At 72.5% G+C, this 17,076-nt stretch carries 12 protein-coding genes; 4 read left to right on the top strand and 8 right to left on the bottom strand.

Annotated features, from left to right (window positions below; all coding sequences use genetic code 11):
• Positions 1-223: 223 nt before the first annotated feature.
• The gene (locus EV372_RS10945) at positions 224-1,279 is read right to left on the bottom strand and encodes an Lrp/AsnC family transcriptional regulator (RefSeq protein ID WP_253795789.1); all 1,056 of its coding nucleotides are present in this window, start codon (positions 1,277-1,279) and stop codon (positions 224-226) included.
• A gap of 178 nt (positions 1,280-1,457) precedes the next feature.
• Here EV372_RS10945 and EV372_RS10940 point away from each other — a divergent pair, with 178 nt between their 5' ends.
• Positions 1,458-2,978, top strand: a complete 1,521-nt coding sequence (locus EV372_RS10940) for an AbgT family transporter (protein ID WP_130398866.1) — start codon at positions 1,458-1,460, stop codon at positions 2,976-2,978.
• 56 nt (positions 2,979-3,034) lie between these two features.
• Positions 3,035-4,192, top strand: a complete 1,158-nt coding sequence (locus EV372_RS10935) for a M20 family metallopeptidase (RefSeq protein ID WP_130395921.1) — start codon at positions 3,035-3,037, stop codon at positions 4,190-4,192.
• Positions 4,193-4,390: 198 nt separating this feature from the next.
• Here the strand turns inward: EV372_RS10935 and EV372_RS10930 are convergent, their stop codons facing one another.
• From EV372_RS10930 to pdhA, 3 genes are read right to left on the bottom strand one after another with little or no spacing between them, the layout of a single operon-like run.
• Complete coding sequence (locus EV372_RS10930) at positions 4,391-5,794, bottom strand: dihydrolipoamide acetyltransferase family protein (protein ID WP_130395920.1); 1,404 nt, start codon at positions 5,792-5,794, stop codon at positions 4,391-4,393.
• Complete coding sequence (locus tag EV372_RS10925) at positions 5,791-6,783, bottom strand: alpha-ketoacid dehydrogenase subunit beta (RefSeq protein ID WP_130395919.1); 993 nt, start codon at positions 6,781-6,783, stop codon at positions 5,791-5,793. The genes EV372_RS10930 and EV372_RS10925 overlap by 4 nt, the downstream gene beginning before the upstream one ends.
• Before the next feature lies 1 nt (position 6,784).
• Complete coding sequence (gene pdhA, locus EV372_RS10920; protein ID WP_130395918.1) at positions 6,785-7,870, bottom strand: pyruvate dehydrogenase (acetyl-transferring) E1 component subunit alpha; 1,086 nt, start codon at positions 7,868-7,870, stop codon at positions 6,785-6,787.
• A 281-nt stretch (positions 7,871-8,151) separates the two neighbouring features.
• Here pdhA and EV372_RS10915 point away from each other — a divergent pair, with 281 nt between their 5' ends.
• On the top strand, positions 8,152-8,649 hold the full coding sequence (locus EV372_RS10915) for a phosphoribosyltransferase (protein ID WP_130395917.1): 498 nt from the start codon (positions 8,152-8,154) through the stop codon (positions 8,647-8,649).
• A gap of 81 nt (positions 8,650-8,730) precedes the next feature.
• Here EV372_RS10915 and nrfD read toward each other — a convergent pair whose 3' ends face one another.
• From nrfD to fdh, 3 genes are read right to left on the bottom strand one after another with little or no spacing between them, the layout of a single operon-like run.
• Complete coding sequence (gene nrfD / locus EV372_RS10910) at positions 8,731-9,831, bottom strand: NrfD/PsrC family molybdoenzyme membrane anchor subunit (protein WP_130395916.1); 1,101 nt, start codon at positions 9,829-9,831, stop codon at positions 8,731-8,733.
• Positions 9,831-10,721 carry a 4Fe-4S dicluster domain-containing protein gene (locus EV372_RS10905; protein WP_130395915.1) on the bottom strand — a complete coding sequence of 297 codons (891 nt, stop codon included), beginning with the start codon at positions 10,719-10,721 and terminating at the stop codon, positions 9,831-9,833. The genes nrfD and EV372_RS10905 overlap by 1 nt, the downstream gene beginning before the upstream one ends.
• Positions 10,718-13,972 (bottom strand): formate dehydrogenase, encoded by a 3,255-nt coding sequence (gene fdh, locus EV372_RS10900; RefSeq protein ID WP_130395914.1) that lies wholly within the window; start codon positions 13,970-13,972, stop codon positions 10,718-10,720. The genes EV372_RS10905 and fdh overlap by 4 nt, the downstream gene beginning before the upstream one ends.
• 363 nt (positions 13,973-14,335) lie before the next feature.
• On the opposite strand from fdh, the gene EV372_RS10895 reads away from it, so the two are divergent.
• A complete protein-coding gene (locus EV372_RS10895; protein WP_130395913.1) occupies positions 14,336-15,994 on the top strand; it encodes a catalase in 1,659 nt (552 codons plus the stop codon).
• 354 nt (positions 15,995-16,348) lie between these two features.
• On the opposite strand, the gene EV372_RS10890 is transcribed toward EV372_RS10895, so the two are convergent.
• Positions 16,349-16,813, bottom strand: coding sequence for a DUF4383 domain-containing protein (locus EV372_RS10890; RefSeq protein WP_130395912.1), 465 nt, complete (start codon positions 16,811-16,813; stop codon positions 16,349-16,351).
• Between the last annotated feature and the right edge of the window lie 263 nt (positions 16,814-17,076).

The following is a 17,076-nucleotide window of genomic DNA, read 5'->3' as shown; positions in this document are numbered from 1 at the left end:
GCGCCGGTAAGTGGACAGGTCGGCAAACAGGCATGTCGGCAAACAGGCATGTCGTCAAACGGACACGTCGTCAGACGGCGCAGAGGCGAACGGACATGTCGACCTCACCGACAGGCGGTGCCCCCGGCGGTGGCGTGGCCGGGGGCGCCGTCGTGCGTGCCGGGGCTCCTGGCCGACGGCCCGTGAGCCGGCCGGAGGAGTGCGCGGCCCCGGAGGCAGCCGTTCACTCCCCGGCGGACGGCTCCCCGTCCAGCAGCGCCGACGGGCCGGGCGGCCCGAGCCGCGCGCCCTCGCGCGCCGTCCAGTAGCGGCGCAGCACGTCCAGCACCACCGAGACGCGCAGGCCCGTGATGCCCGAGAGGCGCCCCAGGTCCGCGGAGAGGAAGTCGGCCAGCTCGGACTCGTCGCGGAACACCGCGTGGTGGATGACGGACGAGGTCCCGGCCACGACCGAGACGTAGCGCGCTGAGGGGTGCGCCCCCAGCGCGTCGGCGACGCCGCCGATCTCGCGGGGGCTGACCTCCAGGGCCAGCACCGCCTCCACCCCCATGCCCAGCAGGGCGGGTTCCACCTCCACCCGGGGGCGCACCATGCGGCGCTCCAGCACGGACTGGACGAGGCGGTAGGCAGTGGACTGGCTGACCCCGAGCGCGCGGGCGACCTCTCCCGAACCGGCGCGCGCGTCGCGGTGCAGCATCCGCACCACGAGCGCCTCCTGCGCGCTCAGCGGGCCGCGGGGCTCCTCCGCTGCCCCGTTCTCCCCCGTGTCGGTGTAGGGGTCCAGTGCCCGGGACCGCGCGGGGTCGAGCCGGTCCAGCCGCCAGGAGTCGGCCCGGCTCACCGCCCGCAGGACCAGGTCGGACCGTGTGGCCGCAACGCCCTCCACCGAGGGGATCCCGTCGGCGAGCAGGTCCGCCGCCCGGTCGCGGCGGGAGGGGTGGACGACGCAGTAGACGTCGGACCCGCCGCTGGTCACGGCCGTGAACTGCGTCTCGGGCCGCTCCGCCAGGCGGCGGGCCACCCGTCGCGAGTGGCCGGGGGCGGTGGTGATCCACACGTGGTGGGGGTGGGCGTCGGAGAACAGCGGCCAGTCCACCTGGCCAACCACGCGCACGGACCGCTCGGACTGGAGGCGCTGGAGCCGCCGTCCCACGGTGCTCGCCGAACTCCCCACGGCCTCGGCCAGGGCGCTGACCGGCGCCCGGGGCGCCAGCTGGAGGGCGGCGACCAGGTCCATGTCGAGTTCGTCCAGCACCGCATCCGCCTCCGCAAAGACCATGGTCACCAAATATGCCGCATCTGATGACTAATTCCACCACTTTATCGCCACCGGTTGACATATTCATCCACCACACATGCAATGTACTGGTCAACGCAGCGAGGGAGGGGCGCCAGCCCGCCCGGACGTCAGGGGAGCACGGGTGACCACGACCGATTCCACACGCCCCAGGCTGCCGATGCGGCTGCTCCTGGGCTCCCTCCAGGTGATCGAGCGGGTGGGCAACAAGCTGCCCCACCCGTTCTGGCTGTTCACGATCATGGCCGGGATCGTCATCGCGCTCAGCGCCCTGCTCAACGCGCTGGGCGTCTCCGCGGTCTCACCGGTGGACGGCGAGCGCATCGCGGTCCGCAGCCTGCTCTCGCCCGAGGGCGTGCAGACCATCGTCGGCGACGCGATCGACAACTTCGCGACCTTCCCGCCGCTGGCGATCATCATCGTCGTCATGCTCGGGGTCTCGGTCGCCGAGCGCAGCGGCCTGCTCAACGCGATGCTGCGCGGCAGCGTCACCAGGGTCCCGGCCCGGTGGCTGACCTTCGCCGTGGCGCTGACCGGCATCACCGGCAGCGTCGCCTCCGACGCCGCCTACGTCGTGCTCATCCCGCTGGGCGCCCTGCTCTTCAAGGCCGCGGGCCGCAGCCCCGTCCTCGGCCTGGTCGTGGCCTTCGGGTCCGTCTCCGCCGGGTACAACGCGTCCCTGCTCATCACGCCCACCGACGCGCTCCTGGCCGCCCTGAGCACCGAGGCCGCCTCGATCATCGACCCCGGCCACACGGTCACGGCGCTGGACAACTACTTCTTCAGCGTCGTCTCCGCCGTCGTGCTCGCCGCCCTGATCACCCTCGTCACCGAGTTCCTGCTGAGCAGGCGCTCCGAGGGCCTGGTCGAGGACGGCGACGGCGAGGGGGACCGGGAGGCGCAGGAGCTGGGCTCGATGACCCTCACCGACGCCGAGCGCCGGGGGCTGCGCGACGCCGGACTGACCGTGCTGGCGGCCGTGGGGGTCCTCGCGGCGGCGCTCGTGCCCCCGGCCTCGCCCCTGCGCGGGGAGGACGGGACGGTCCTCGGCTCGCCGGTCATCACCGGGGTCGCCTACGTGCTGGGCATCCTGTTCCTGCTCGCCGGAGTCGTGTACGGACGCGCCACGGGCACCGTGGCCTCGGCGCGGGACGTCCCCGAGGCGATGACCGCGGGGGTGCGGGACCTGGCGCCCGTGGTCGTGCTGTTCTTCGCGGCCTCGCAGTTCCTCGCCTACTTCCGCTGGACCGGGATCGGCGAGGTCGTGGCCATCCGCGGCGCCGCGCTGCTGGACTCAGCCGGGGTGCACCCCCTGGTGCTCTTCCTCGGCATGATCGTGTTCTCCACGGTGCTGAACCTGCTCATCACCAGCGGTTCGGCGCAGTGGGCCCTCATCGCGCCGGTCTTCGTGCCCATGTTCATGCTCCTGGACGTGCCGCCCGAGACGACCCAGGCCGTCTACCGCATCGCCGACTCCAGCACCAACGTCATCAGCCCGATGAGCCCGTACTTCGTCATGGCGCTGGGCTTCCTCCAGCGCTACCGCCGGGACGCGGGCATCGGCACGCTGATCTCCCTGACGCTGCCGCTGTGCCTCACCGTCCTGATCGGCTGGACCCTGCTGTTCCTGGGCTGGTGGACGCTCGGCATCCCGCTGGGACCGGGTGTCCCGGTGCGCTGACCGCGCCCCTGCCGCCCCGGGCGGACCCCCGCACACCGCAACGAGGAGAGTGACACATGAGCCAGACGGTGACCGCGAGGCTGGCGGACGCGGCCGAGCGCGCCCTGCCCGGCATGATCGACGACCTGCGCGCCCTCGTGGAGCTGGAGACCCCCAGCGGCGACAGGGACCTGCTGTCCGCCGGGCTGGACGGCATCGAGGGGTGGCTGGCCCGGCGGCTGGGCGCGCCCGAGACCCGGGTCCGCTACGACGGCGGCTCCTTCGGCGACGTGCTGGAGGTGTCCTATCCCGGCACCGGGGCGGGGACCGTGCTCTTCGTCAGCCACTACGACACCGTCTGGCCCGCCGGAACCCTGGCCGAGTGGCCCGTCACGGTCGAGGGCGACCGGTTCAGCGGCCCCGGCTGCTTCGACATGAAGGCCGGGATCGTGCAGAGCGCCTGGGCTCTGCGGCTCCTGCGCGAACTGGACCTGCCCCGGCCCGCCGTGCGGATGCTGCTCACCGGGGACGAGGAGATCGGCAGCCCCGCCTCGCGCCCGCACATCGAGCGGGCCAGCGAGGGCGTGGACCTGACCCTGGTCCTCGAACCCAGCCGGGAGGGCATGCCCAAGACCCGGCGCAAGGGCATGGGGATCTTCGACGTGGACGTGCGCGGCGTGGAGTCCCACGCGGGCCTGGACCCCGCAGCGGGGGCGAGCGCCGTGCACGCCCTGGCCCAGGTCGTGCCCGCGCTCACCGCCCTGTCCGCACCGGAGCTGGGCACCACGGTGAACGTGGGCCTGGTCTCCGGGGGGACCGGGTACAACGTCGTCGCCGGGCACGCCCGCTGCGGGGTGGACGTGCGGGTGCAGGACCCCGCCGAGATGGCCCGCGTGGACGCCGGGCTGGCCGCGCTCTCCGCCGCCGACCCGCGCGTGGCGGTCCAGGTCACCGGCGGGTGGAACCGCCCTCCGATGAACCCCAACCCGCCCTCGGAGAAGGCGTTCGGCCTGCTGCGCGAGGTGGCCGGAGAGCTGGGCGCCTCCCTGGAGGAGGTGTCGGTGGGCGGGGCCAGCGACGCCAACTTCGTCTCCGCGCTGGGCCGCCCGGTGCTCGACGGGCTGGGCGCGGTGGGCGCCGGGCCGCACTCGCGCGACGAGCACGTCCTGGTCGGCGGGACGCCGCGCCAGGTCGCCCTGGTGGCGGGCCTGATGGAGCGGATCGCGGGGAGGTAGGGCCGCGACGCCCGCTCCCGCCCGGGACGACGTGTGGACGAGTCGCCATGGAGACGAGTCGCCATGTGGACGAGTCGACACGCGGCGGTCCGACAGGCGCTGGAGCGGCACGGGAACGACCGCTCCGACGGCGGCCGGACCGGCACGCGGGAGGGCGCCCCGGGACACCGGGTCCCGGGGCGTCCGCTCCGCCCCGGCCTACAGGCGGGCGATGGCCGCGGCCGGGTTCTCCATGGCGTCGGCGACCACGCGCATGAAGCCCGCGGCGGCCCCTCCGTCGCACACGCGGTGGTCGAAGGCGAACGACAGCTGCGTGATCTTGCGGACGGTCAGCTCGCCGTCCACCACCCACGGGCGGTCCATGATCCGGCCCAGGCCCAGGATCGCCACCTGCGGGTGGTTGATGATGGCGGCGCTGCCGTCCACACGCAGCGACCCGTAGTTGTTGAGGGTGAACGTGCCGCCGGTCATCTCGGCCTGGGAGGCCCGGCCCTCCCGGGCGGCGGCGGTGAGCCGCCGGATCTCGCCGTCCAGTTCGGCCGTGGTGAGCCGGTGCGCGCCCAGCACGGCCGGGGCGACCAGGCCCCGGTCGGTCTGCACCGCCAGGCCCAGGTTGACCCCGTCGTACTGGACCAGCTCACCGCGTTCGGCGTCCACCCTGCCGTTGAGCTCGGGGTGGGCGCGCAGGCCCGCGACCACGAACCGCGCCACGTAGGACATCAGGCCGGGCCCCGAGGGGTCGGACCGGCGCAGGCGCACCAGCTCGGTCGCGTCCACGTCCACCCAGACGGTCGCCTCGGGGATCTCGCTGCGGCTGCGGGACAGCGACGCCGCCACGCTGCGGCGGAACCCGCTCATGGCCACGCGCCGGGACTCGGCCAGTCCCGTGCGGGCGTCCACGGCACCGGTCGCGACGGGCTCCGGCCCGGCGGCGGGAGCGGCGGCGGGAGCGGCGGCGGGGACCCGCGCGGCCTCGATGGCCTCGCGTACGTCGCGCCGGGTGATGAGCCCGCCCGGACCGCTTCCGGGGACCTCGGAGATCCGCAGCCCCGCCTCGCGGGCCATCTGCCTCACCAGGGGCGAGGTGACCAGCGGCGGACGCGTGTGAGCGGCCGGTGCGGCGGAGGCCTGCGCTGCGGAGACCGGTGCGGCGGCCGCGGCCGGTGCGGCGGGCTGCGCCGGGCGCGCGGGCGGACGCTCACGCGGGCGCCGACGGCGCCCGGAGGCCGCCGCCTCCGGCGTCCCGTAGCCGATCAGCACGTTGCCCGAACCCGTTCCGGCGCGCTCCTCCTCGCGGTAGCGCTCCCCCTCAGCCGACACCTTCGCGACGGCCCCGGACCCGGACGCGGCCTCGCCCCCGGAACCGTCGGTCACGCTGACCAGGGGGCGCCCGACCTCCATGACCCGGCCCTCCTCGCCGTGCAGCTCGCTGACGGTGCCCGCGAAGGGGGAGGGGACCTCCACGATCGACTTGGCGGTCTCCACCTCCACGATCGGCTGGTCCACGGCCACGGTGTCGCCGACGGCCACGAGCCAGCGCACCACCTCGGCCTCGGTGAGCCCCTCGCCCAGGTCGGGGAGGTCGAAGGTCTGCGTCGTCACTGGTCCTCCCACTGAAGGTCGTCGACGGCGTCCAGGATCCGGTCCACGCCCGGGAGCTGGAAGCGCTCCAGCTTCGGCGGCGGGAAGGGGATGTCGAAGCCGGTGACGCGGCGCACCGGCGCGGCCAGGGAGTGGAAGCAGCGCTCGGTCACCCGCGCGACGATCTCCGAGGCGACGCTGGCGTACCCGCTGGCCTCGGCGACCACGACGGCGCGCCCGGTGGAGCGGACCGCCTCGCACACGGTGGCGTCGTCGAAGGGGACGAGGGAGCGCACGTCCACCACCTGGAGGCTGCGGCCCTCCTGGGCGGCGGCCTCGGCCGCCTCCAGGGCGGTGGGCACCGAGGGGCCGTAGGCGATGAGGGTGGCGTCGGTGCCGGGGCGGCGCACCACGGCGCGGCCGATGGGCGGCTCGGGCGCGGACAGGTCGACCTCGGCCTTGCCCCAGTAGAGCTTCTTGGGCTCCATGAACACGACCGGGTCGTCGGAGGCGATCGCCTCGCGCAGCAGGAAGTAGGCGTCGGCGGGCGTGGACGGGGTGACCACGGTCAGGCCGGGCGTGTGGGCGTAGTAGGCCTCGGAGGAGTCGCAGTGGTGCTCGACGCCGCCGATCCCGCCCGCGTAGGGGACGCGGATGACCATGGGCAGCCGGACCCGGCCGCGGGTGCGGTTGCGCGTCTTGGCCACGTGGCTGACGATCTGCTCGAAGGCCGGGTAGGCGAACGCGTCGAACTGCATCTCCACCACGGGGCGCACGCCGTTCATCGCCATGCCGACGGCCATGCCCACGATCCCGGACTCGGCGAGCGGGGTGTCGAAGCAGCGGTCCTCGCCGAACTCGGCGGTGAGGCCGTCGGTGATGCGGAAGACGCCGCCGAGGGGGCCGACGTCCTCGCCGAAGACGTACACCGCCGGGTCCTCGGCCATGGCGTCGCGCAGGGCCCGGTTGAGGGCCTGGGCCATGGAGAGCTTGGTGGGGTCGGTCGCCATGTCAGTTGCCCTCTCTGCTCAGTTCGTCGGCCAGGAAGGCGGCCTGCTCGTCCAGCTGAGGCGTGGGGGTCGCGAACACGTGCGCGAACAGTTCGGCGGGCTCGGGGTCGGTGTCCCTGGCGACGCCCTCGCGCATGGCGGCGGCCACGGCCTCCGCGTCCTCGGCGATGCGCGCCTTGCGGGCCTTGGTGAGGACGCGCTTCCTGGTGAGGTAGGCCTCCATGCGCAGCAGGGGGTCGCGGGCCTCCCAGGGGTCGACCTCCTCCTGGGTGCGGTACCGGGTGGCGTCGTCGGCGTTGGTGTGCGCCTGCATGCGGTAGGTGTGCGCCTCCACGAGCTGGGGGCCCTCGCCCGCCCGCGCGGCGGCCACGGCCCGGTCCAGCACGGCGAGCACCGCGGGGGTGTCGTTGCCGTCCACCCGTTCCGCGTTCACCCCGTAGCCGACGCCCTTGTGGGCGAGCGAGGGGGCGGCGGTCTGGCGGGCCAGGGGGACGGAGATGGCGTACTCGTTGTTCTGCACGAAGAAGACCACCGGGGCCCGGAACACCGCCGCGAAGTTCAGCGCCTCGTGGAAGTCGCCCTCGCTGGTGGCGCCGTCGCCGCACATCGCCATGACCACGGTGTCCTCACCGCGCAGGCGGGCGGCGTGCGCGACGCCCACCGCGTGCAGGAGCTGGGTGGCCAGCGGCGTGGCCTGCGGGGCCACGTGGTGCGCGTAGGGGTCGTAGCCCGAGTGCCAGTCGCCCTTGAGCAGGGTGAGCACCTGCACCGGGTCCACCCCGCGCGCGACCACGGCGGCGGTGTCGCGGTAGGTCGGGAACAGCCAGTCGCCCTCCGCCAGGGCCATGGCCGCGCCCGTCTGGCAGGCCTCCTGCCCGTGCGAGGAGGGGTACACGGCCAGGCGGCCCTGCCGCACGAGGGCGCTGGCCTGGTCGTTGACGCGGCGGCCGATCACCAGGGAGGTGTACGCGGCGAGCAGCCGCTCCCGGTCCGGGAACGGCAGGGCGGCCCCGTCCACCGGGCTTCCGGTCTCGTCGAGCAGCCGGATCGGCTGCTCGGAGGGGAGAAGGTCCCGGTCATCAGCCATGGCGCCAGCCTCCTGTGTCAGAAAGATGTGTTCAGACACATGGTGCTGTTCATTGCCATCTGTTCGCCACAACCGCGCAAAACTCAAGAAAACGTCGAGGATTTCACGCAGAATTCTGGCCAAACGACCAAACGTGTGACCCAGAACACCTGCCGGCGTGGACAAGTGGTCCACGCCACCGCGCCGCTTCTTCGCGCGGGCGCGAAGCGGCGCCGAGGTGGTTAGCCTGGGGCGGTACCGAGCCGCTGCGCACACCACACCACCGGGAAAGAGGGGGCCTCGTGAGCGACGAGCGCGAGAACCTGGACTACGGGCTCTTCGGCACCGCGATCCGCAACCTGGCCCACGCGATCGCCGACGACGGGTTCGAGCCCGACATGATCCTCTCCATCGCGCGCGGCGGCCTCTTCGTGGCGGGCGGTCTGGGATACGCGCTGGACGTGAAGAACCTGCACGTGATGAACGTGGAGTTCTACACCGGGGTCGGCACCACCCTCGACATGCCCGTCATGCTCCCCCCGGTGCCCAACGCGGTCGATCTCAGCAGCAAGAGGGTCCTGGTCGCCGACGACGTCGCGGACACCGGCAGAACGCTCAGGCTCGTCCACGACTTCTGCGCCGAGCACGTCGCCGAGGTCCGCAGCGCGGTCATCTACGAGAAGCCGCGGTCCCTGGTCAAGTGCGAGTACGTGTGGCGGCACACCGACCGGTGGATCAACTTCCCCTGGTCGGTGGAGCCCCCGGTGGTCAGCCGCCCGGACCAGGTCCGCGACGCCTGACCGCGCCCGGCCGCCCCGGCCGCCGCGCGGCCGTCCTCCCTCCTCGCCCGAGCCTCGGGGAGGGGGGAGGACGGCCGCTGCTCAGTCCCCGGCCGTCCGGGCCCGGGGGACGGCGACCGCGTCGGCGCCCCTGCGCTCCGCCTCCCGCTCGGCCAGCCTGCGGCGCTGCGGCACCACCGTGTACTTGGGGTCGGCCACGGACTGCCTGCCCGCCTGGAAGACGCCCAGCCGGGTGCACGCGGAACCGGCCAGCAGGGCGGCGCCGCTCACCGCGGAGGCCACCCGGCTGCGGCGGCCCAGCACCGCTCCGGCCGCCCCGGCCAGGGTGAGCGTCCGGGCCGCACGCATGAGGGCGCCCGCCCTGCCCTGCCGGTAGGGCTCGCCGGACAGCCCCATCCGGCGCTCCATGGCGCTGGACACCGCCGTCTCCAGCAGGGCGCCGCCCACGGCGGCGCGGCGCGCGGGGCCGCTCTGCGCCAGGGGTGCGGTGACCAGGCCCATCCCGCCCGCGGCCGCGGCCGCGGAGGAGGCGAACACGAACGGCATGTACCGGTAGCCGTCGTGCCAGGACGGCACGGCGGTGTCGCACACCAGCGGCGCCGTGTAGGTGGCCACCAGCGGCCCCACCGCCCCGGCGCCCAGGGTGGCCGCCAGGCCGATCCGCGGGAACCACCCGGTGGCGGAGGTCACCGCGGCGACCCCGGCGAGGGGGCCGTAGGTCATGAGGATCCAGGACCCGACGCTCATCGGCGAGGTCGGCTTGACCACCCTCAGCATGTTGAGGAAGCGCTCGGGGCGCCCCAGGTCGTGGATGAGCGCGGCCGTCGAACCGGAGATCGCGCCCAGGGCCGTGTACTTGAGGGGGCGGGCCAGCTCCGGGCGGCCGGTCAGCTCGGCGCCGGCGGCCAGCACCGACGAGGCCCCGGCGAGCCCGCCCAGGAACAGGTAGCCGCCGATGTCGGAGGCCTTCCACACGATCTGGTTGAGGACCGGCTTGCCGTAGTAGGAGCGGAACTCGGCGTCGGGCACCCGCGTGGGCTCTCCGCGCCCCCTCCTCCTGCGCCGCCCCTCCCCGTGTTCGCGGCGCTGCTCCTCCCCGACGACGTCGGCGGCCCCCGTGACGGCCTCCCGTCCGGGGCGCTGCCCGCGCATGCCCTCCTTGGTCACGTCCGACGAGCTCATCAGCGCCTCCCCACGAACGTCGCGGCCGCTCCGACCACTAGCGCCGCCGCCGCGACACCGGCGTGCCGCCACATCGACGGCAGGTCCCGGGTGGTCACCACCGGGTCCGGCGGCAGCCCGTAGACCTCGGGCTCGTCCAGCAGCAGGAAGAACGCGCCCGCGCCGTCCACCCCGTTCTCGGGGTCCTCGCCGTACAGGCGGGCGGAGGACACCCCGGCCTCGTGCAGGTCGGCCACCCGCGCCTCGGCGCGCGCACGCAGTTCGTCGAGGTTGCCGAACTGGATCGAGTCGGTGGGGCAGGCCTTGGCGCAGGCGGGCTCCAGGCCGTCGCCGATCCGGTCGTAGCACAGGGTGCACTTCCAGACCCGGCCGTCCTCCTCGCGCTTGTCGATGACCCCGTAGGGACAGGCCGGAACGCAGTACCCGCAGCCGTTGCAGATGTCCTCCTGCACCACCACCGTGCCGAACTCGGTGCGAAACAGCGAGCCGGTCGGGCACACGTCCAGGCAGGCGGCGCTGGTGCAGTGCTTGCACACGTCCGAGGACATCAGCCAGCGGAACTCGCCGCGCTCGTCGGCCCCCGTGGCGGCGCCGGGCAGCTCGAAGGACGGCATGCCCAGGTCCACGGCCCCGGGGCGGCCCACGCCCGGGTCCTGGTGGCCCAGGGGTTCGCGCTGTTCGACGAAGGCCACGTGCCGCCACGTGTCCGCGCCCAGTCCGCCGCTGTTGTCGAACGACATGGACGTGAAGTCCAGGCCGTCCTCGGGGACCATGTTCCACTCCTTGCAGGCGACCTCGCAGGCCTTGCAGCCGATGCACACACTCGTGTCGGTGAAGAAGCCGACCCTCTCGTGCCTGCCGTCCCCGTTGCTCTCCGCGGACACGCTCACACCTCCAGTCCCGTCTGTTCCGTGATTCCGGCCCGCTCCCGGTACTCGCGCACCAGGTCGAGGCGTTCGACGCCCCGGGGCCTGCGCCCCGGCCGGATGTCGGCCGTGATCGCCTTGACCTCCTGGATGTGCACGTTGGGGTCGAGCGCGATGGGCATCAGCTCGTTGACCGCGTCCCCGGTCGAGTACCCGTTGGGCCCCCAGTGGTAGGGCATCCCGATCTGGTGGACCACCCGTCCCTGCACCCGCAGCGGCGCCATCCGGTCGGTGACCATGACCCGGGCCTCGATGGCGTTGCGCGCCGTGACGACGGTGGCCCAGCCGCCGTGCTCCAGCCCGCGCTCCTCGGCCAGCTCGGGCCCGACCTCGCAGAAGAACTCGGGCTGGAGTTCGGCCAGGTAGGGCGTCCACCTGCTCATCCCGCCCGCGGTGAAGTGCTCGGTGAGCCGGTAGGTCGTCACCACGTACGGGAAGACCTCGGACCCGGGCGTGCCGGGGGCGGGGTGGTACCGGTTGTACTCGTGCGGGTACAGCAGGCGCGTCGGGTTGCGCTGGTGCCCGTACAGGGGGTTCTCGAACGGGGTGTCCTGCGGCTCGTAGTGCGTGGGCATCGGGCCGTCGTTGAGGCCCGCGGGCGCGTACAGCCACCCCTTGCCGTCGGCCTGCATGATGAAGGCGTCCCGGCCGGTCAGCGCCGCGACGCCCTCGGCGTCCTCCTCGGGCTCGTAGTCGGGCGCCTTGCGGTTCTCGAAGTCGGGGGTGTCGTGCCCGACCCAGCGCCCCTGCTCCGCGTCCCACCACACGAGGCTCTTGCGGGGGCTCCAGGGCTCCCCGTCCTCGTCGGCGGAGGCGCGGTTGTACAGGACGCGCCGGTTGTCCGGCCACGCCCAGGCCCACTCCCCGGCGATCCAGTCCTGTTCGGTGTGGGGCTTCCTGCGCGCCGCCTGGTTGACCCCGTCCTTGAAGACGCCGCAGTAGATCCAGCAGCCGCACGAGGTCGAGCCGTCGTCGCGCAGCTCGGTGTAGACGGTGAGCGGGCGGCCCTCGGCGTCGTGGCCGTTGATCTCGCGCAGGACCGCGGCGGCGTCGGGCTCCCCGTCCTCCTCCAGGGGGTAGTCCCAGGTGAGGTCGAGGACGGGTCGGTCCTTGGGGTCGTCGGAGCCGGCGAGGATACCGCGGATGCCGCGGCCCAGGTGGTACATGAACCACAGGTCGCTGCGCTGGTCCCCGGTCGGGCTGACGGCCCGGTCGTGCCACTGGAGCAGCCGGTTGGTGTTGGTGAAGGTGCCCGACTTCTCGGTGTGCGCGGCGGCCGGGAAGAAGAACACCTCGGTACCGATGTCCTCGGTGCGCATCTCGCCGGACTCGATCTCCGGCCCGTCCTTCCACCAGGTGGCGCTCTCGATCAGCGAGAAGTCGCGCACGACCAGCCAGTCCAGCTCGGCCATGCCCATGCGCTGGGCCCTGCTGTTGGCCGATCCCACGGCGGGGTTCTCGCCCATGAGGAAGTAGCCCTTGCACTTCCCGGCGATCTGCCCCATGACGGTGTCGTAGTGGCTGTGGGAGCCGGTGAGCCGGGGCAGGTGGTCGAAGCAGTAGTCGTTCTCGGCCGTCGCGTGCTCGCCCCACCACGCCTTGAGCAGGCTGACGGTGTAGGCCTCCATCCCGTCCCAGAACCCCTTCCTGGGCTTGCCGGCGGCCATGATGTAGGTCTCCAGGGACTGCTCCTCGTGGGCGTGGGGCATGGGCAGGTAGCCCGGGAGCAGGTCGAACAGGGTGGGCACGTCGCTGGAGCCCTGGATGCTGGCGTGTCCGCGCAGCGCCTGGATGCCTCCCCCCGGGCGGCCGATGTTGCCCAGCAGCAGCTGGAGGATGGAGGCGGCCCGGATGTACTGGGAGCCGACCGTGTGCTGCGTCCAGCCCACGGCGTAGCAGAAGGCGCTGGTGCGGTCCCGGCCCGAGTTCTCGGTGAGGTGGTCGCACACCCTCCGGAAGGTCTCCTGCGGAATACCGCAGACCTCCTCGACCAGCTCCGGCGTGTAGCGCGCGTAGTGGCGTTTGAGGACCTGGAACACGCAGCGCGGGTCGGTGAGCGTCGGGTCCTCCCTGGGCTTCTCCCGGATGACCGCGCCGCCCGCCCCCTGCTGCTCGGGCCGCCCGGAGTGGCTGGTGCCGAGGTTCTCCTCCAGCCGCTCCTTGAACAGCTGGTCGCGGTTGCCGGAGGCTGCGGCGACCTCGGCGCCCTCGTAGCTCCAGGTGCTGGCGTCGTAGCTCTTGTCCTCCTCCGAGAAGCCGGAGAACAGGCCGTCCAGGTCCTCGGTGTCCTGGAAGTCCTCGCCGACGATCGTGGCGGCGTTGGTGAAGGCGCGCACGTAGTCGAGGAAGTACTTCTCCTCGGTGAGGACGTGGTTGATGATCGCGCCGAGGAAGGCGATGTCGGTGCCCGCGCGGATGGGCACGTGCATGTCGGCGAGCGCGCTGGTGCGGCTGAAGCGGGGGTCGACGTGGATGACCACCGCGCCGCGGGCCTTGGCCTCCATGACCCACTGGAAGCCGACCGGGTGGGCCTCGGCGAAGTTGGAGCCCTCGATGACGATGCAGTCGGAGTTCTGCAGGTCCTGGAGGAACATGGTCGCCCCGCCGCGCCCGAAGGACGTTCCGAGCCCGGCGACCGTGGAGCTGTGGCACACGCGGGCCTGGTTCTCCACCTGGACGACGCCGAGCGAGGTCAGGAGCTTCTTGATGAGGTAGTTCTCCTCGTTGTCCAGTGTGGCGCCGCCGAGGCTGGCGATCCCCAGCGTGCGGTTCACCCGCTGCCCCTCGTGCTCCCGCTCCCAGGTCTGCTCGCGCGTGCGGACCACGCGGTGGGCGACCATCCGCATGGCGGTGTCGAGGTCGAGTTCCTCCCATTCGGTGCCGTACGGGCGCCGGTACAGGACCTTCTCCTCGCGCGCGGAGCCGGTGGTGAGCTGGAGGCTGGCCGACCCCTTGGGGCACAGCCGCCCGCGGCTGATCGGCGAGTCCGGGTCGCCCTCGATCTGGACGACCCTCTCGTCCTTGACGTAGACGTTCTGGCCGCACCCCACCGCGCAGTAGGGGCAGACCGACTTCACGACCCGGTCGGCCTCCTCGGTGCGGGACCTGAGGTTCTCCGACCGGCGGGACTTCGCGGCGGCCCCGCGCCCCGTCGGGTCGTCCCCCGTGAACTGCCGGTACACCGGCCACGACTCGATCCACGTGCGTACGCCCATGCTCGCCTCCGCCCCGGGCCCGGGGCCCGTCGATGGTCTCCAGGTCTGCCGCTACCCACGGACCGGGGGGAGCATGGGTCCGGATTGCCACCGTGCGCCGGGCGCAACCGCGGACGGGCGGGGACACGCCGCCCGTGGCGGTTCCATGGGGCTTTTGTGACGCGGTCCGGACGGCGGGGTTTCACGTGAAACATCGGGGGAGGAGAGGGCTGGAACCCCCCTTTCCGGACTTCCCCGGCGGGAGGAGGGTTGCGGTACTCCCTCCAGTTGGTAAGAACTTCCCCCGCCGCGCGTCCGGAACCGCCTCGGTGGGCAGGGGGCACCTGGACAGGGATCATGACGACGTGGTGGGGGACCAGTTCCATGACCGACGTATCCAGCCAGGGATCCGCGCCGGGAGACGACCGCGAGGTGCTCACGAACCGGCAGGGACACCCGGTCTACGACAACCAGAACCAGCGCACGGTCGGCGAGCGGGGACCCGCGACGCTGGAGAACTACCAGTTCCTGGAGAAGATCAGCCACTTCGACCGGGAGCGCATCCCGGAGCGGGTGGTGCACGCGCGCGGGGCGACCGCGTTCGGCTACTTCGAGTCCTACGGCGCGTGGGGCGACGAGCCGATCAGCCGCTACACGCGGGCCAAGCTCTTCCAGGGCAGGGGCAAGCGGACCGACATCGCGCTGCGCTTCTCGACGGTCATCGGCGGCAGGGACTCCTCGGAGTGCGCGCGCGACCCGCGCGGGTTCGCGATCAAGTTCTACACCGAGGACGGCAACTGGGACCTGGTGGGCAACAACCTCGCGGTGTTCTTCATCCGCGACGCCATCAAGTTCCCCGACGTGATCCACGCCCTCAAGCCGGACCCGGTGACCTTCCGCCAGGAGCCCAACCGCATCTTCGACTTCATGTCGCAAACCCCCGAGTGCATGCACATGCTGGTCAACCTGTTCAGCCCGCGCGGCATCCCGGCGGACTACCGGCACCAGCAGGGCTTCGGCGTCAACACCTACAAGTGGGTCAACGACGTGGGCGAGACCGTCCTGGTCAAGTACACCTGGATGCCCAAGCAGGGCGTGCGCAGCATGACCGAGGCCGACGCCGCCAACCTCCAGGCGGACGAGACCGGGCACGCGACCAAGGACCTGCACGAGGCCATCGACCGCGGCGAGTACCCCGAGTGGGAGCTGCTCGTGCAGATGATGAGCGACGAGGAGCACCCCGAGCTCGACTTCGACCCGCTGGACGACACCAAGACCTGGCCGGAGCAGGACTTCCCGCCCAAGGCGGTGGGGCGGATCGTGCTCGACCGGAACGTGTCGGACAACTTCGCGGAGAACGAGCAGATCTCCTTCGGCACCGGCGTGCTCGTGGACGGCCTGGACTTCTCCGACGACAAGATGCTCGTCGGGCGCACCTTCTCCTACAGCGACACGCAGCGCTACCGGGTGGGGCCCAACTACCTCCAGCTGCCGGTGAACCAGGCCAGGAACGCCAACGTGCGCACCAACCAGCGCGACGGCCTGATGGCCTACCACCAGGACTCCGGGGGCGAGAACCCGCACGTCAACTACGAGCCGTCCATCAACGGCGGTCTGCGCGAGGGGCAGTACCCCACGCACGACGAGCAGGGACCGGAGATCCGGGGGCGGCTGACCCGCAAGCGCATCTCCCGCACCAACGACTACCAGCAGGCGGGGCAGCGGTACACGCTGATGGAGGCGTGGGAGCGCGACGACCTGGTGCGCAACTTCGTCGGACAGCTCTCCCAGTGCGACCGGCCGATCCAGGAGCGGATGGTCTGGCACTTCCTCATGGTCGACGACGACCTGGGGCTGCGCGTCGGCGAGGGGCTGGGCATCGGCCCGGACGACGTGGCGCACCTGGAGCCGCTGCGGAGCCAGACCCTGGACGAGGGGGAGCGCAAGCGCATGGCCAACCTGGGCAGGAACGGCCCCCGGGACGTGTCGGGGCTGACGATGACCCACTGCGTGCCCAACCAGCGGCACGTGGTGGAGCGCTGAGGCGGGCACCGCACCACGCGGCCCCCGTCCGCGCCACCGGTGCCGCCCACGAGCGGCTCGACCGGCGCTGACGCGCGGGCGTCCGGCCCCGGTCCCCTTTCGGGGGCCGGGGCCGGACCGTGTGCGGCCCCGGTCCCCTTTCGGGGGCCGGGGCCGGACCGTGTGCGGCCCCGGTCCCCTTTCGGGGGCCGGGGCCGGACCGTGTGCGGCCCCGGTCCCCTTTCGGGGGCCGGGGCCGGACCGTGTGCGGCCCGGTCGCGGGCCCGGCCGAGCGAACGGACGCGGCCGCCGCCCCGTGCGGGGCGGCGGCCGCGTCGTACCGTTCCGGCTCCGCGCGGGGTCCGTTCGGGCGCGTCAGCGCCTGTCCCGGTCGCGCCGGGAGGACGCCAGGATGATCCCGAGCGCGATCATGCTCAGCCCCAGGAAGAGGTGCAGCCAGTTGTCGGCGTTGTTGAGCGGCACGAAGTTCGCCGGGTCGTCGGACCCGACCAGCAGGCCGTAGAGCCACAGCAGCAGGTAGATCACGCCACCGCCGAGGAGGAAGAACCGTGCCGTCCTGGCGGTGCGGGCCATCGCCACCCCGGCCACGCCGAAGGCCAGGTGGACCAGGTTGTGCAGGATGGAAACCTGGAAGAGCCCCAGCAGCAGGGCCTCGGAGTGGTGTCCGACGAACTGCATCTGGTCGTAGTTGGTGGTCACGCCGGGGATGAAGCCGAGCACGCCCACCAGCAGGAAGACGATGCCGTAGATGAGTGCGGCGAGGCGGATCGGCTTTCCGGGAACTCTGGTCACGCCCTGGGTCGATGTCCTGTTGGACATGGTTACCTCCACGCGTGGTCGTGTCCGTTTCATCTGCCCCTGTGACTTAAGAGGCCGCTGATGAAGCATTACCCCATGTGACTCACATCACTCATCTTCGTTGGCGATGATGTGGCGGTGACGGCCGCCGCTCGCGGTGGCGGGGCGGCGCGCGGGCCGCGACCCGCGCGGTGAGTGCGGACGCGGGAGTCGGGGTAGTCGCGCCAGCGAGGCACTCCCGCCGTGGACCGGGGGCCGCGAGCCGGTAGGGCGAGGCCTCCGCG

It is taken from the genome of Nocardiopsis sp. CNZ308 (genome assembly GCF_004217075.1).
This window is presented reverse-complemented; position numbering and strand designations above follow the sequence as displayed.

Bases quoted from the DNA above. Each gene is read 5' to 3' on its own strand.
- EV372_RS10895 (WP_130395913.1), top strand. From the start codon at position 14,336: ATGACCGACGTATCCAGCCAGGGATCCGCGCCGGGAGACGACCGCGAG.
- EV372_RS10940 (WP_130398866.1), top strand. From the start codon at position 1,458: ATGCGGCTGCTCCTGGGCTCCCTCCAGGTGATCGAGCGGGTGGGCAAC.
- EV372_RS10935 (WP_130395921.1), top strand. From the start codon at position 3,035: ATGAGCCAGACGGTGACCGCGAGGCTGGCGGACGCGGCCGAGCGCGCC.
- EV372_RS10890 (WP_130395912.1), bottom strand. From the start codon at position 16,813: ATGTCCAACAGGACATCGACCCAGGGCGTGACCAGAGTTCCCGGAAAG.
- EV372_RS10945 (WP_253795789.1), bottom strand. From the start codon at position 1,279: ATGGTCTTTGCGGAGGCGGATGCGGTGCTGGACGAACTCGACATGGAC.
- nrfD (WP_130395916.1), bottom strand. From the start codon at position 9,831: ATGAGCTCGTCGGACGTGACCAAGGAGGGCATGCGCGGGCAGCGCCCC.
- fdh (WP_130395914.1), bottom strand. From the start codon at position 13,972: ATGGGCGTACGCACGTGGATCGAGTCGTGGCCGGTGTACCGGCAGTTC.
- EV372_RS10925 (WP_130395919.1), bottom strand. From the start codon at position 6,783: ATGGCGACCGACCCCACCAAGCTCTCCATGGCCCAGGCCCTCAACCGG.
- pdhA (WP_130395918.1), bottom strand. From the start codon at position 7,870: ATGGCTGATGACCGGGACCTTCTCCCCTCCGAGCAGCCGATCCGGCTG.